Annotated in this window: 14 protein-coding genes; 5 read left to right on the top strand and 9 right to left on the bottom strand. The window is 63.4% G+C overall.

Annotated elements, in window-relative coordinates:
* Positions 1 to 9: 9 nt before the first annotated feature.
* Both purD and HB778_RS23520 read right to left on the bottom strand, forming a co-directional pair.
* The gene (purD, locus tag HB778_RS23525) at positions 10 to 1287 is read right to left on the bottom strand and encodes a phosphoribosylamine--glycine ligase (RefSeq protein ID WP_183457391.1); all 1278 of its coding nucleotides are present in this window, start codon (positions 1285 to 1287) and stop codon (positions 10 to 12) included.
* 156 nt (positions 1288 to 1443) lie between these two features.
* Complete coding sequence (locus HB778_RS23520) at positions 1444 to 2265, bottom strand: phytanoyl-CoA dioxygenase family protein (RefSeq protein ID WP_183457389.1); 822 nt, start codon at positions 2263 to 2265, stop codon at positions 1444 to 1446.
* Between the two features lie 90 nt (positions 2266 to 2355).
* Here HB778_RS23520 and HB778_RS23515 point away from each other — a divergent pair, with 90 nt between their 5' ends.
* Both HB778_RS23515 and ubiA read left to right on the top strand, forming a co-directional pair.
* Positions 2356 to 3267 (top strand): LysR family transcriptional regulator, encoded by a 912-nt coding sequence (locus HB778_RS23515; protein WP_183457387.1) that lies wholly within the window; start codon positions 2356 to 2358, stop codon positions 3265 to 3267.
* 68 nt (positions 3268 to 3335) lie between these two features.
* The gene (ubiA, locus tag HB778_RS23510) at positions 3336 to 4319 is read left to right on the top strand and encodes a 4-hydroxybenzoate octaprenyltransferase (RefSeq protein WP_183465199.1); all 984 of its coding nucleotides are present in this window, start codon (positions 3336 to 3338) and stop codon (positions 4317 to 4319) included.
* A gap of 47 nt (positions 4320 to 4366) precedes the next feature.
* On the opposite strand, the gene HB778_RS23505 is transcribed toward ubiA, so the two are convergent.
* The 4 genes from HB778_RS23505 to HB778_RS23490 all read right to left on the bottom strand — a co-directional run bounded on the left by HB778_RS23505 (position 4367) and on the right by HB778_RS23490 (position 8813).
* Positions 4367 to 5296 (bottom strand): IS110 family transposase, encoded by a 930-nt coding sequence (locus HB778_RS23505; protein ID WP_183457385.1) that lies wholly within the window; start codon positions 5294 to 5296, stop codon positions 4367 to 4369.
* Between the two features lie 351 nt (positions 5297 to 5647).
* A complete protein-coding gene (locus HB778_RS23500) occupies positions 5648 to 6214 on the bottom strand; it encodes a DUF6101 family protein (protein ID WP_183457383.1) in 567 nt (188 codons plus the stop codon).
* 184 nt (positions 6215 to 6398) lie between these two features.
* Positions 6399 to 7829 (bottom strand): FAD-binding oxidoreductase, encoded by a 1431-nt coding sequence (locus HB778_RS23495; protein WP_183457381.1) that lies wholly within the window; start codon positions 7827 to 7829, stop codon positions 6399 to 6401.
* A 9-nt stretch (positions 7830 to 7838) separates the two neighbouring features.
* On the bottom strand, positions 7839 to 8813 hold the full coding sequence (locus tag HB778_RS23490; protein WP_183457379.1) for an L-threonylcarbamoyladenylate synthase: 975 nt from the start codon (positions 8811 to 8813) through the stop codon (positions 7839 to 7841).
* A 176-nt stretch (positions 8814 to 8989) separates the two neighbouring features.
* On the opposite strand from HB778_RS23490, the gene HB778_RS23485 reads away from it, so the two are divergent.
* Entirely contained in the window at positions 8990 to 9439 is a 450-nt protein-coding gene (locus HB778_RS23485; protein WP_183457377.1) for a hypothetical protein, read from the top strand.
* Between the two features lie 179 nt (positions 9440 to 9618).
* Positions 9619 to 10008: a hypothetical protein gene (locus HB778_RS23480; protein ID WP_095199135.1), complete on the top strand. Its 390-nt coding sequence runs from the start codon at positions 9619 to 9621 to the stop codon at positions 10006 to 10008.
* 80 nt (positions 10009 to 10088) lie between these two features.
* Here HB778_RS23480 and HB778_RS23475 read toward each other — a convergent pair whose 3' ends face one another.
* Together HB778_RS23475 and glyS are read right to left on the bottom strand one after the other, a co-directional pair.
* Entirely contained in the window at positions 10089 to 10376 is a 288-nt protein-coding gene (locus HB778_RS23475) for a hypothetical protein (RefSeq protein WP_432421203.1), read from the bottom strand.
* 168 nt (positions 10377 to 10544) lie between these two features.
* Positions 10545 to 12941: a glycine--tRNA ligase subunit beta gene (gene glyS / locus HB778_RS23470; protein ID WP_183457375.1), complete on the bottom strand. Its 2397-nt coding sequence runs from the start codon at positions 12939 to 12941 to the stop codon at positions 10545 to 10547.
* 195 nt (positions 12942 to 13136) lie between these two features.
* Here glyS and HB778_RS23465 point away from each other — a divergent pair, with 195 nt between their 5' ends.
* Positions 13137 to 13313, top strand: coding sequence for a hypothetical protein (locus tag HB778_RS23465; protein WP_183457373.1), 177 nt, complete (start codon positions 13137 to 13139; stop codon positions 13311 to 13313).
* Positions 13314 to 13316: 3 nt separating this feature from the next.
* Here the strand turns inward: HB778_RS23465 and HB778_RS23460 are convergent, their stop codons facing one another.
* Positions 13317 to 14237 (bottom strand): glycine--tRNA ligase subunit alpha, encoded by a 921-nt coding sequence (locus tag HB778_RS23460; RefSeq protein ID WP_183465198.1) that lies wholly within the window; start codon positions 14235 to 14237, stop codon positions 13317 to 13319.
* Positions 14238 to 14438 lie beyond the last annotated feature (201 nt).

Here is a 14438-nt window from a genome sequence, read left to right as displayed (position 1 = left end):
TCCGAAATCTCAGCTCGCCCGCTCGCGCGCCACAGCCTGCCAGCCGATGTCACGGCGGCAGAATCCGTCCGGCCAGTCGATCCGGTCGAGGGCGGCGTAGGCCCGCGCCTGCGCCTCGCCGACCGTGGCGCCGGTCGCGGTGACATTGAGGACGCGGCCGCCATTGGCGACCAGCGCACCACCATTGATGGCGGTGCCGGCGTGGAAGATCTGGACGCCATCGCTCGCCGCGTCCTCGACGCCGCGGATGACCGAGCCCTTTTCCGGCGTGCCGGGATAGCCCCGCGCCGCCATCACCACGGTGAGCGCCGCCTCGTCGCGCCAGCGTATGGACGTGTGCGCCAGTTGACCGTCCACGGCGGCGTTGAGCAGGACCAGCAGATCGTCCTTCAGCCGCATCATCAGCACCTGGCATTCCGGATCGCCGAAGCGGGTGTTGTATTCGATCAGTTTCGGCCCCTTGTCGGTGATCATCAGCCCGGCGAACAAAATGCCGGCAAAGGGTGCGCCAAGCTCTGACATGCCGCGCATGGTCGGCTCGATGATCTCGCGCATGGTGCGCTCGACCATTTCCGGCGTCATCACCGGCGCCGGCGAATAGGCGCCCATGCCGCCGGTGTTGGGGCCGGTGTCGCCATCGCCGACGCGTTTGTGGTCCTGTGCCGTGCCGAAGGGCAACGCGGTGGTGCCGTCGCAGAGGCAGAAGAAGCTCGCCTCCTCGCCGGTCATGAATTCCTCGACCACCACTTCCGCGCCGGCGGCGCCGAAGGAGCCCTCGAAACAGGCATCGAGTGCTGCCCGCGCCTCGTCCAGCGTCATGGCGACGGTGACACCCTTGCCGGCGGCGAGCCCGTCGGCCTTGATGACGATCGGTGCACCCGTCTTTTCGACATAGGCTTTGGCCGAGGCCAGATCGTTGAAACGACCATAGGCGGCAGTGGGGATGTTGTATCGAGCGCAGAGATCCTTGGTGAACCCCTTAGAGCCTTCCAACCGCGCGGCGGCCTTGGAAGGGCCGAAGACGCGGATGTTTTCGGCGCGCAGATCGTCGGCAATGCCGGCGACCAGCGGCCCTTCCGGACCGACGACGACGAGGTCGACTTTCTTCTCCCGGCAGAAGGCGGCAACAGTAGCGTGATCGATGATGTCGAGCTTCACCAGTTCTGCCTCGGCGGCAATGCCGGGATTGCCTGGGGCCGCGTAGAGCTTGGTTAGCAGCGGTGAGGCGGCAAGCTTCCAGGCAAGCGCATGTTCGCGGCCACCGGAGCCTAGAAGAAGAACGTTCATGGCCACCTCTTGATGCAAACCCTGGAGAGCACCCGCTATTGCTCTCCGGGCGACGGGTCAAGGCATCAGGGTGTTTTGATCGAAATTGCGCACGGGAACGTCATCCCAGCCGAAAATCGGCGGCGGCCCTCGCCGCCGATTTTCTGGCAACTCGACCTAGCCGGGAAAAACCACCGGGAACCAGTCCTCGCGCAGTTTCTGGCCCGGCTGCATGCCGTGGCCATGATAGGGCGGCGAGGTGCGGCCCGGCCTATCGACATAATGGGCATCGTCGCCCACCCAGCGCAGCGACAGCGCCCGGCGCCGTGCAGCGGTCAGATTGCCGCGCGCGCCATGCGCGGTGCGGAAGTCGAACAGGATGGCGTCGCCCGGCTCCATCTCCCATTCGAGCACCTTCAACGACGGATCGTTATCGGGATCGGGCACCGGCAGATAGTCGCCCTCGCCGGCATAAAAATTGCTGTCGTCGAGCCAGCGCACCGGCAGGATCATCTTGTCCCATTTGTGCGAGCCGGCGATCAGCCGCAGCGTCGCCTCCTTCACCGGGTCGATGGGAATCCAGAAGCTCACCGTCTGCTGGCCATCGACGAAGTAATAGGGGATGTCCTGATGCCAGGGCGTCGGCTTCTGCGTGCCGGGTTCCTTGACCAGCACGTGATCGTGGAAGAACTGCGCGGTGCGCGACTGCATCACCGCCGCCGCGATTTGCGCGGCCGGCGATTTCCGCACCACCTCGACGAATTCGGGAATGCGCTCCCAATTGCAGTAATCGTCGAAGAAACTGCCGCGGCCATTGGCGATGTCGGACGCGGTGGTGCTGCGGTTCTGCATGTTGCGCTCGATGCCCGCGGCAATCGTATCGACCCAGCCCTTGAAGGCGCCACGGATGCAAACCGCGCCGTCACGCTGGTAGTCGGCAATAGTTTGCGCATCGATCAGGTCAGTGTCGATGGCGCGGGTAGCAGTCTGGGAAGCCATGGTGTCCTCCTTTCAGGATCGGGACGACTATCGCAACCCGCATTCATTCAGTAAAATAATAACTTCTCATCCGACACATAGATTTTGACTATGAGCCTCACCCTGACACAACTGCGCTACCTGGTCGCCGTCGCCCGCCACGGCAGCGTCACCGGTGCGGCCAAGACTCTGAACATCTCGCAGCCGTCGATTTCGGTGGCGATCGACGCCATCGAAAAGGATTTCGGCCAAAAACTGTTCGTGCGCCAGCGCGGAAGCGGTGTTTCGCTGACCTCGTTCGGCCGTATCGTCGTGGCCAAGGCAAAACAGGTTCTTACCGAGGCGGATGAACTGATGAGCCTGAGTTCAGGCAGTTCAGTTGTCGGCGGCGAGCTGGTGCTTGGATGTTTCGAGGATTTGGCGCCCTACTTCGCACCGGGTCTCATCCGCGCCTTCTCCGAGCGCCATCCAAGCGTCGCGGTGATCGTTCGCGATGAAACGTTCGAGACGCTCGGGCGGCGTCTGGCGGACGCCGCCATCGATCTCGGCCTGAGTTACGATCTCGGCCTGCCGTCGCATTTCGCCCGCATCCTGCTGCACGAGCTGCGGCCGCATGCGCTGTTGCCGGCAGGCCATAAGCTGGCGGACCGCCTTGAGGTCAGCCTGGCCGATCTGGCCGCCTATCCGCTGATCACGACGGACCAGCCGCAGAGCTGGCAGCACATGCTCGACCTGTTCTGCGGCCGCGGTCTCTCACCGGTGGCCGATAGGGCGACGAGTTCGTTCGAACTCCAGCGCAGCATGGTGGCGAACGGTTTTGGTGTCGCGGTCAGCTACACCCGGCCGCACGGCGACCGCAGCTATGACGGACTGCCGCTGATCTGCAAGCCGTTGTCGGATCCGCTGCCGATGCAGCGGATCATCCTCACCTATGACACGCATCAGCGCGTGTCGAATGCAGCGCTGGCATTCGTCGAGACGGCGAAAGACTGGTTTTCCACGCGCGACATCTTCACCGCCTGACGGGTTGGCGGCAGCCCCGCATCCGCTTGCCGCTTGACGGTTTCCGCGGCTGCTGCCACTCCATGGATATGGAACCTATCCAGTCGAAAGTGGCCCAGGGCCGTGTCGCCGATGCACCGAACGGCCATTGGGTCTACCGCGTGCTGCCGCGCGCGATTTGGCCCTATGCGCAGCTTGCGCGGTGGGACAGGCCGATAGGCTGGCAGTTGCTCTTGTGGCCATGCTGGTGGTCGGCGGCGCTCGCCGCGAGCGCCTATCCGCGCCCCGGCGACCCGCTGCTCTCGCTGCTGCCGGCACCATTGTATCTCGTGCTGTTCCTGGTCGGCGCCATCGCCATGCGCGGCGCCGGCTGCACCTACAACGACATCGTCGACGAGAACATCGACAACCAGGTCGAGCGCACCCGCTCGCGTCCGCTGCCGTCGGGCCAGACCACGCGCCGGCGGGCCTGGCTGTTCCTTGTGCTGCAAGCCCTGGTCGGCCTTGCCGTGCTCCTGCAGTTCAACAGCTTCGCCATCCTGCTCGGCATCTGCTCGCTGGCGATCGTCGCCATCTATCCATTCATGAAGCGGATAACCAACTGGCCGCAATTGTTTCTCGGCCTTGCCTTTTCCTGGGGCGCGCTGATGGGATGGGCGGTCGAGTTCGGCGATCTCGATGGCCCCGCCATCATGCTCTATATCGGCTCGATCCTGTGGGTGATCGGCTACGACACGATCTATGCGCATCAGGACAAGGAAGACGACGCCATTGTCGGCGTGCGCTCGACGGCACGGCTGTTCGGCGACAACACCAAGTCATGGCTGGTCGGGCTTTACGGCGGCACGCTGATCTGCTTCGCCATCGCCTTCGCCTCGGCGCAGGCGCCGGTGGTGGCGCTCGCCGGATTGATTGCCGCCGGCGCCCATATGGCGCGGCAGATCGCGGTTCTGGATATCAACGATCCGGACCAATGCCTGCGGCTGTTCCGGTCGAACAACCAGGTCGGCTGGCTGATCTTCCTCGGCCTGATCGGCGGCGCATTGTGGGTGGCGCTGAAACCGCTGGTGTAGTCTTCCTTCTCCCCGTCACTATACGGGGAGAGCGACTGTCTTGGCAGTCAAGCGGCTTGCCATGGTTTTTGGTCCCGGATCATTGCGTTGAGTATTGTGAGCAGCTTTCGCATTGTGGCGACGACGGCGACGATCTTGGGTTTGCCAGCTTCGACGAGGCGGTCACGGAAGGCTTTGAGCACAGGGTTGTGACGTATGGCGACGAGGGCAGCCATGAACAGGACGGCGCGTACGCGACTCCTGCCGCCGCCAATGAAGCTCTTGCCCCGCCATTTGCCGGACTGCCTTGTCCATGGCGCGAGGCCGGCGAGCGCGGCGATCTGGCGGCGGTCGAGACTGCCGAGCTCTGGCATTTCAGCGATCATGGTACGGGCAACGACGGGGCCGATGCCTGGCACCGAGGAAAGCAGCTTTTCCCTGACCCGCCAGACTGGAGACTTGCGGATATGATCATCCATGTCGGCATCAAGGCTTGCCAGTTCGCGCCGTAGTGCGGCGAGCAGGCGCTTGATGCTTTTGTGCGCCTGTTTGGCGGTGACAGTGCGCGCACGGTTCTCCTCGGCCACTATCATCTGCACAATCTGACGCCGGCGGGCGACGAGATCGGCCAAGGTTCTGGTCTCGGCATCACGCAAAGGCCGCAATTCCGGCTTGGTCGCGGCGACGAAGGCCGCGATGACAGCCGCATCGAGAGGATCGGTCTTGGCCCGCTTGCCAAGTGCATTGGCATAGGCGCGCACTTGCGCTGGATTGACCACGACAATCGCCAAGCCAGCGCCAGCCAAAGCAGCCACCGCCAGATTCTCGAAGCCCCCAGTTGCCTCCAGCCCGATAGCGGTAGGGGAAAGGGCTGCCAGCCGTCGAACCAGGTCCTCTACCCCGGCGTGGTCATTGCCCAGCCAGAAAGCCTCTGCGGACGGCGCGATATGCACGTCGAGGCGGTCTTTCGAAACGTCGATGCCAACGATGATTTCCATCCTGTCCCATCCTTGCCTAATCGGGCTTCGCTTGCGGCCCAGGCGACTGTTCGGGTTCGATGGAACGGCGGACGAAGACCCAAGCTCTCCCGCGGGCTCAAGGGCCCAAAGATGGTTCGGCCTTCCGCCCGCCACCGCACATGCATCAATAGCAGAGTCGGCACGCAGCAAGTTACAAAGGTGGCGGCAGCCGGATGAGGGGCAGCGCCGACCTTGGAGGCTAGGCGAGAGGTTCAGCGGCGGACCAGCGCACACTCAATTAAGTCTTAAGGCAGCCAACCACTTAGGTCGGCGCTGCCCCTCATCGCCCTGCCGGGCACTTCTCCTCGTATAGTGACGGGGAGAAGGAGGCTAGTCTCTCGAAATGATCTCCTGGCCGTCGATGACCAGCCTGAGACCGAGGTTGCCGGCCCGGCGGCGGGCGAGGAAGCGCGGGCGGCGCGTGTGCGAAACCCGGCCCTTACGGCGATCCTGCGGCGGCAGCGTCTTGATGGCGGCGCCGAGCGATTCTTCCAGGGTGCGGGCGACGCCGTCCGATTCGATCAGCAGCATCGGCAGGCGGTAGGCATCGGCCCAGGCGCGCCAGTCGGCGGCGACATCGTCGAGATCGTCGGCCACCAAAAGCGGCACCGACAGCATCGGATCATTGTGCAGGAGTTCCAGGGTCACCGTGACATTGCCTTCAGGATCCTCCATTGCGCGGGCGGCAACGCCGCGGAACGCATTGGCCGGCAGGGCGATGATCGCCGGCACGCCGCTCATCTCGAGCATGCGGCGGATCACGGCGCCACGCTGGTCGATGGTGAACGTCACGTCGCCGTAATCGTCGCGCGTGGCGTAGCTGACCATCTGGGGCAGTCGGAATGGGTCGAGGCGCATGTTGCGTCCCGCCCAGACTGGCTTCAGTCCGGTGTTCATAGAGTGCCTTCCTGTCTGTCTCCTGAGAGCCGGTGTCCGGTTCTCTCCGGGCCAGTTTTCCCGGCCTCGTTATGGGGAAACAGTAGCGTGGGCTCCTTACCGCCGCGCTTAAGAAAGTCGGTTAAATTTTGCTGATCTCAGGGATGGTTATCGGAATGCCACCGACCACTAGATGTTGAAAGGATCAGATAACCTTACCGGGATTCATGATGCCGGCCGGATCGAAGGCGGCTTTCACCCGGCGCATCAGATCGATGGCCATCGGCGGCGCGGTGGCGATCAGTTCGTCGCGCTTCAACTGGCCGATGCCGTGCTCGGCCGAGATCGAACCATGGAAGGAGCGCACGACATCGTGCACGGCATGGTTCATGGGATGGTAAAGCTCGAGGAACGCCTCATCCTGCCAGTCCACGGGGCGCGAGATGTTGTAATGCAGATTGCCGTCGCCCATGTGGCCGAAGCAAACCACGCGCGCGCCGGGGCAGACCCCTTCCACCACACCGGCAGCCTTGTCGATGAACTCCGGGATCGCGGCTGTCGGCACCGAGATGTCGTGCTTGATCGAAGCGCCCTCGGGCTTCTGGCACTCTGGCAGCGTCTCGCGGAAATTCCAGAAGGCATCGCCCTGGGCAAGGCTTGCCGAGACCACCGCGTCGCCGATGATGCCTTGCTCGAGCGCTTCGGCCAGGATCTCCTCGATCAGCGCCCTGCCGTCTTCCTCGGAACGTCCTGAAGAGACCTGCATCAGCACATACCAAGGCCAATCATCGGCCAGCGGCCGCGTGATGCCTTGGCCATGCTTCAGCGTGAAGTCGTAAGGCCTTTTGCCGATCAGCTCGAAAGCGGTGAGCGAGGCGCCGGCCTGGTCCATCGCCAAGGTAAAGAGCGACAGCGCCGCCTTGGGCGATGACATGCCGGCAAAGGCGACCTCCCTGCCCTTCGGCCTCGGGAAAAGCTTCAAGACAGCGGCGGTGATGATGCCGAGCGTGCCTTCGGCGCCGACGAACAGGTTCTTCAGATCGTAGCCGGTGTTGTCCTTCTTCAGCTTGCGCAGATCGTCGAACACCTCGCCTGTCGGCAGCACCACTTCGACGCCTAGGCAGAGTTCGCGCGCGTTGCCATAGGCCAGCACGCCGGTGCCGCCGGCATTGGAGGAGAGGTTGCCGCCGATCTGGCAGGAGCCTTGTGCTGCGAGCGACAGCGGAAACAGCCGGTCGGCGGCATCGGCCGCTTCCTGCAGTGTCTGCAGGATGACGCCGGCCTCGACCGTCACCGTATTTGACAGGACATCGATTTCGCGGATGCGGTTCAGCCGCGACAAGGACAGGATGACCTCGCGGCCGGACTTGTCCGGCACCTGGGCGCCGACAAGACCGGTGTTGCCGCTTTGCGGCACGATCGGCGTTCCCGTCTCGGTCGCCAAGCGCATGATGCGGCTGACCTCGTCGACGCTGCCCGGCCGCAGCACCAGCGATGTCACGCCATGCCAGAGCCCGCGTCGCTCAATGAGGTAGGGCGCGATGTCTTGTTCGTCGCGCAGCGCGTATTTGTCGCCGACGATCGCCGCGAAGCGATCGATGAGAGCGGGATCGAGTTTTTGCGAAATGTCGGTCATGTGGGAAAACTACGGTGCGGGCTGTGCATTGTCACGAGGGGCGGCGGCACGCGAGAGCCGGTCATTGATGGCCTCGCCGAGCCCATCGAAGGGAATCGTCTCCACCGCGATCGTACGCGCGCCGCTGCGATCAAGTTCCTGCATATAGGCAAAAAGATTGCTCGCCGCTTCGCGCAAGTCACCAGACGCGGACAGATTGAGGAAGGCAACTGCATGGCGCCAGCCTTCGGCACGCTGACCGCCGAAGGCAAGCAGCGCCTCGCCCTTACCAACCGTATCGGCATTGAGCCGCATCGCCGCGCCCGGCGCATAGTGCGAGGCAAGCATGCCGGGCGCCTCGATGCCGGCGGTGCCGCCGCGCAACAGCGCCATGCCGATTGCCGCTTCGATCTCTTCGGCGGCGATGCCGCCGGGCCGGAGCAGACGCAGCCTCTCCCCTTCGGCCTTGACGATGGTCGATTCCAGCCCGACCGGCGTCGCACCGCCGTCCACCACCAGCTTGATGCGCGCGCCGAGATCGTCCGCCACCGCTTGCGCCGTCGTCGCGCTGATCCTGCCGGATGAATTGGCGCTGGGTGCGGCAAGCGGCCGGCCGAGTTTTGCGATGAGATCGCCGCCAAAGCCCCTCGGCATGCGCAGAGCGATCGTGTCGAGCCCGGCCGTGACCAGCGGATGGATGCCGTTGCCGGGCCGCTGCGGCAGCACCAGCGTCAGCGGACCCGGCCAGAACGCCTCTGCCAGTCTCTTCGACAACGGATCGAACACTGCGATGCGCTCGGCCATCGCCATGTCGGCGACATGGGCGATCAGCGGATTGAAACGCGGCCGGCCCTTGGCTTCGAAGATACGCGCCACGCCGATGCCGTTGGTGGCGTCGCCGGCAAGCCCGTAGACGGTCTCCGTCGGGATGGCGACGACATCGCCGCTTTCGAGCAGCGCCAGTGCCCGCTCCAACGCCTCGCCGGCGGCAAGTATCTCAGCCACTCTCGTCACCTCGCAGATGCCGGCTGCGTAGTACGATGGCGGCTGTTGGGCAAGTCGCTGTTCGGCAAGAGAGGGCCTTGGCGATTTATCAATCCCTAAAATGCTACGTTTCTGCGAAAGCCGGCATCAATTCCGGTCGACTACCATTCGGGCTTGGGCGAAGGGGAGTGGTCATCGTGTCTGTGCGTATCCTGCTGGGTCTCACCCTGGCTGCGTTGAGCGGTGGAGCTCAGGCCTCGTCCCTGGTCTTTCCCGGGGCGCCGGCCACAACGCCCTCCATCCTGATCCTGAAGGCGGACGACACGAAGGCAAGCGATGTGGTGTCCGTCGTTGCGCTCGGCGAGCCCGATGTCACCTATGAGAAGGTGGCGGCGATCCCTAACGCGCCCGAGGCACGGCACGGTTTCATGCCAGGCCCGATGATCATTCGCGGCGGCGTCGTCGGCGGCGACTTCTCGACACCGGTGCAAGGCAAGGCACCGGCCCAAGGCAAGGCGCCGGCCGCGACCACCACCCCTGCTCCTACTCCAGCCAAGGCGACCGCCTCGGCCGCTCCGGCATCGAACACGCAGAAGAAACCGGCCGCATCAACCATGCCCGCTTCCGGCGTCGGCAAGGTCAAGTAGCGGCCGGCGAACGGCCGGGCGGGCCAGATCGTTGACAGCTTGACGCCGCCCGGCGCACCATTGCCGCACGAGTTCGGGCGGCACATCTTACTGGACGCCGCCGCCCGAATTTGGCCAAGTGATTCAGGCAAAGGGGCGGCTCTGGCAGACGGGCTTCGTCGCTTCAAAGGGGGTTGATCATGAGACTATCCAAGACCATTACCGTGGCCGGGCTTCTGCTGGCGTCGCTGCTGGGGGCCAGTGCGGCGCAAGCCGATGACATGCTGGGGTCCTATGTCGCGCGCATTTCCGATCGCGATCATCAGGCGAGCGACGGCTATGCGCTGGACAGCGCCGCGCAAATGGTGCGGCAGGACCGCGCCAACTGGCACAAATTCCATCGCCGCGACAGAGACGACCAGGGCGATGAGTGGTTCACGACCAACGACGCGCGCGCCGACCTGCAGCGCATGCTGGAGCGTCCCGGCGCGATGAGTTCCTCGACCAAGCGCGCCATCGTCAATGGCGAACCGCTGATCCAGGTCGACGTCTACGAAAACAGCGTGCGCGTCAGCATCCTGGAAGACTGACAAATCAGCATCCGGGACAATGGATAAAAAAGGCGGCGCTGATGCGCCGCCCCCTCTTCTCGACAGACCGGATTGAAATCTCAGGCCGCTTCTTCCTTGTCGTCGTCTTCTTCGGACTCGCCGTCTTCGGATTCTTCTTCGCTTTCGGCCTCATCGCCTTCCGCCTTCACGGCGTCATCGGCGTCGTCTTCGTCCTCATCTTCGTCTTCATTGTCATCGCCCGAGGCCGTGGCGGCTTCGGCGTCCTCGTCAGACTCTTCGCCGTCTTCGTCGTCGCCTTCTTCTTCGTCGCCGTCCTCGTCGTCAGAGTGATCGGCGGCTTCGACGCGCGGCAGCGGCGTCGTGATCGGTTTCGGAAGCGGATTCAATCGCCTCGGCGGCGGCCGAGGTTTCTTCAGTCACTTCGATGTCGTGATCGGAATTCATGGAAGCCTCCGTTGGGTTGGGGAACATGTCCCTTTTGCCACGGAGAGATCATCGTCATATGACTGTAAGCCGGCTCGAACGGCCGGCTCGCAGATATTTTTCCTGGGCGCTCAGCCGGCGATTTTCGAGAAATCCGCGACCTGACCTGTGGCCGCGCGAATGCGCGTGAGAAGCGCCAGACGGTTGGCTCGCACCGCCAGGTCTTCATCATTCACGAGAACACCTTCAAAGAATGAATCAACGGGTTCGCGCAATGCGCTAAGCGCCAGCATGGCGGCGGAAAAGTCTTCGTTTTGAATCGCTTCGCCGGCTTGCTTCTCGGCCTGATTCACCGCCGCAAAAAGCGATTTCTCGGCATTCTCCTTGAACAAAGCCGGCTCAACGGTTTCGGCGATCGCCGTTTTCTTCTTCTCCTCGGCCGCCAGAATGTTGGCCGCGCGCTTGGTGCCGGCGAGCAGGTTCCTGCCGTCCTCGGTATCGAGGAAGGAGCCCAGCGCTTCGACGCGGCGGACGATCTGCAGGAGATCGTCGGACTGCGGCGTGATGACGGCGTCGATGAGATCGTGGCGGGCGCCTCGATCGCGGAGGTAGACTTTCAGGCGGTCGTGGAAAAATGACCGTAAATCGTCAAACAAAGACATGTTAGCTTGGTATTCGACTGCCGTGTATCTGCTGACGTATGCGTCGGCGATCTTGAGAGCATCAGCTTCTTGGAGAGGGGAAATCCGGTTGGCTTTCTCTGCAGCCTCTAAGAGCGTATAGAGATGCAGGTATTGGTCTTTCCCCAAATGCGCTAGGATTTCGGTCTCGGCCAAGTGTTCCGTAGCAGCCTCGCGGGAAGACAACACGTCGGCAACAATTCGTTCACGTATCGCGTCAGCCTCTTTTGATATTTCGAAGTCGCGCTGTGCGTAGAAGACGTCGGTGAGCCTAACGTTCAGAGAATTCTCGACCAGAATCCTAATCACCCCCAGCGCCGCTCTTCTCAACGCATACGGATCCTTCGACCCCGTCGGCTTTTCATCGATGGCCCAGAAGCCGACCAGCGTATCCAGCTTGTCGGCAAGCGCGACGGCGACCGACACCGGATCGCTCGGCACATAATCGGACGGGCCCTGCGGCTTGTAGTGTTCCTCGATGGCCGCGGCCACGGATGGGTGTTCGCCCTGCAGCAGTGCATATTTGCTGCCCATGGCGCCCTGCAGCTCAGGAAACTCGCCGACCACTTCGGTCTGCAGATCGGCCTTGGCGAGAACCGCCGCACGAGCCGCGAGCACGGGCTCCGCACCGACGATCGGCGCCAATTCCCCGGCCAATCGCTTGATCCGCTCCACCCGTTCGCCTTGTGTGCCGAGCTTGGCATGGAACGTCACATTGAGATGGTCGAGGCGGGCCATGCGCTGGTCGAGCGGCTTTTTCAGATCGAGCCCGAACTTTTCAGCCGATGCCTCGAACTGGTCGAGATCAGGCAGATCGCCCTGGTCGGTCGTCCAGAAATAGAGCGCGTCGGAGAGACGGGCGCGCACCACCTTGCCGTTGCCGTGCGCAATCTCCTTGCCGCCGTCCTTGGCCTCGATGTTGGCGGTCAGGATGAAGCGGTTGGACAGCGCGTCACCTTCACCTTGCGGGCGCGTGACAAAGCACTTCTGGTTGGCGCGGATGGTCAGCCGGATCACCTCGGCCGGAATGGCCAGGAAATCCTGCTCGAACTCGCCCATCAGCACGACAGGCCATTCGACCAGTCCGGACACCTCTTCCAGCAGCCCTTCGTCCTCGACGAGGTCGAGCCCGTTGGCAAAGGCGAGATTGCGGGCGTCGGCGAGGATGATCTCCTTGCGCCGGTCGGCATCGAGCACGACCTTCGCCGCCTCCAGCTTGCCCACATAATCGTCGAAGCGACGCACGGTGATTTCGCCGGGCGCGAGGAAACGGTGGCCATAGGTGATGTTGCCGGAGCGGATGCCGTCGATCTCGAACTCGACCACGACGGGCTCCTCGGTCTCCGGGCCGAAAGTGCACAGGATCGATTGCAGCGGCCGCACCCAGCGCAGCGAGCCGGGCTTGGCCGAGGCCGGCCCCCAGCGCATCGATTTCGGCCAGGGGAAATTGCGGATGATATCAGGCACCAGTCCAGCGATGATCTCTTCGGCCGCCCTGCCCGGCTTCGAAATGTGGGCGACGTAAAAGTCGCCCTTCTTCGGGTCGGAATGGACATGCGCCTCGGCGACCGAAGACAGGCCTGCCTTGCGCAGGAAACCCTGGACCGCCTGCTCGGGGGCTGATGTCGACGGCCCCTTGATCTCTTCGCTTATATCCTTCGAGCGTGCGGTCAGCCCCCTGATGTCGAGCGTCAGGCGCCGCGGCGTCCAGTACTCGCGCGCCGCCTCATAGGTCAGACCCGCCTCGACCAGACCGTCGGTCAGCATCTTCTTGAGATCGCCCGCCGCCTTGCGCTGCATGCGGGCAGGGATTTCCTCGGAGCGAAGTTCTAGAAGCAGGTCAGGCATTGGGGTCAGCTCGTGCGGGAGAGTGGTCCGGGCGGGGCATAGCAACTCGGCTGGCCGCTGTCACCCTTTCCAGAAATTTTGGCCGCCCTGTCGGGTCGAGACGATCCCACCCGTCCTTGGATCAAAGATTTCCATGAACCAAACGCAGCGCTGAAGCGACACACGCTCAGGCAGGGAACACTTGGCTGAACGACCATGAAAACGGCATCCAGACTTCTTCAGATCCTCGCGCTTAGCGCCTGCTTCACCGCGCAAGTCCACGGCGCCTTCTCGATGCCGGGCGTGCGGCAGGCGCTGAGGACAATGGCTGGCACGAGCGGCCAGATCCTGTCACCGATCAACGCTTCCCTCGAGACGATGAGGTCTGCCTGAAGCTCAGGCCGCCAATCCACCCGCCTGTGTCTTCAAGAACGCCTCGCCGCAGGCCTTCGCCAGATTGCGCACCCGCAGGATGTAGCTCTGCCGCTCGGTGACCGAGATCACGCCGCGCGCGTCGAGCAGGTTGAAGACATGGCTGGCCTTGATGCACTGATCATAGGCTGGGAAGACCATCTTGTGCATCGGCAGATTGTCGTTCGATGCCGGCGCGCCGGCATCGAGCAGCGCCTTGCATTCGGCCTCGGCGTCTTCGAAATGCCTGAGCAGCATCGCCGTGTTGGCGTATTCGAAATTGTGGCGCGAATATTCCTGCTCGGCCTGCAGGAAGACGTCGCCATAGGTCACCTTGTCGGCGCCCTCGCGGCCGTTGAAGTTGAGGTCGTAGACATTGTCGACGCCCTGCACATACATGGCCAGCCGCTCCAGCCCATAGGTCAGTTCGCCCGCCACCGGCGCGCATTCGATGCCGCAGACCTGCTGGAAATAGGTGAACTGTGACACTTCCATGCCGTCGCACCAGCATTCCCAGCCAAGCCCCCAGGCGCCGAGCGTCGGGCTTTCCCAATCGTCCTCGACAAAGCGGATATCGTGCAGCAGCGGGTCGACGCCGATCGCCGCCAGCGAACCGAGATAGAGCTCCTGCAGGTTCGGCGGGTTCGGCTTCAGGATCACCTGGTACTGGTAATAATGCTGCAGCCGGTTCGGGTTCTCGCCATAGCGGCCATCCTTGGGACGGCGCGAGGGCTGGACATAGGCGGCGTCCCAGCGCCGAGGCCCGAGCGCGCGCAGCGTCGTTGCCGGATGAAACGTGCCGGCGCCGACCTCCATGTCGTAAGGTTGGAGGATGACGCAGCCATAGGCCGCCCAGTAATTGTGCAAGGTCAGGATCAGCCCCTGGAACGAGCGGCTGGGGTGCATATGGGCGGGGATTTCAATCGTCACGGGTGGCCTCGACAGCAAAGGCTAGAGCCTGTCCTCGAGCATGATCTTTTCCGAAAACCGGTACCCACTTTTCGGGATCATGCTCTTGCCGGCACGTCCTAGAGACACGGCGGCGAAGCGTCAAGCAAGGCGCACGGTTCGCTGCCATCGTGCTGATCCATGTGGAGTGCTTTGCAA

Source organism: Mesorhizobium huakuii, assembly GCF_014189455.1.
GTDB classification, from domain to species: Bacteria; Pseudomonadota; Alphaproteobacteria; order Rhizobiales; family Rhizobiaceae; genus Mesorhizobium; species Mesorhizobium huakuii_A.
This window is presented reverse-complemented; position numbering and strand designations above follow the sequence as displayed.

Coding starts and splice junctions, on each gene's coding strand:
- HB778_RS23505 (WP_183457385.1), bottom strand. CDS start 5,296: ATGGAAATCATCGTTGGCATCGACGTTTCGAAAGACCGCCTCGACGTG.
- HB778_RS23495 (WP_183457381.1), bottom strand. CDS start 7,829: ATGACCGACATTTCGCAAAAACTCGATCCCGCTCTCATCGATCGCTTC.
- HB778_RS23500 (WP_183457383.1), bottom strand. CDS start 6,214: ATGAACACCGGACTGAAGCCAGTCTGGGCGGGACGCAACATGCGCCTC.
- purD (WP_183457391.1), bottom strand. CDS start 1,287: ATGAACGTTCTTCTTCTAGGCTCCGGTGGCCGCGAACATGCGCTTGCC.
- ubiA (WP_183465199.1), top strand. CDS start 3,336: ATGGAACCTATCCAGTCGAAAGTGGCCCAGGGCCGTGTCGCCGATGCA.
- HB778_RS23465 (WP_183457373.1), top strand. CDS start 13,137: ATGAAAACGGCATCCAGACTTCTTCAGATCCTCGCGCTTAGCGCCTGC.
- HB778_RS23480 (WP_095199135.1), top strand. CDS start 9,619: ATGAGACTATCCAAGACCATTACCGTGGCCGGGCTTCTGCTGGCGTCG.
- HB778_RS23520 (WP_183457389.1), bottom strand. CDS start 2,265: ATGGCTTCCCAGACTGCTACCCGCGCCATCGACACTGACCTGATCGAT.
- glyS (WP_183457375.1), bottom strand. CDS start 12,941: ATGCCTGACCTGCTTCTAGAACTTCGCTCCGAGGAAATCCCTGCCCGC.
- HB778_RS23460 (WP_183465198.1), bottom strand. CDS start 14,237: ATGCACCCCAGCCGCTCGTTCCAGGGGCTGATCCTGACCTTGCACAAT.
- HB778_RS23515 (WP_183457387.1), top strand. CDS start 2,356: ATGAGCCTCACCCTGACACAACTGCGCTACCTGGTCGCCGTCGCCCGC.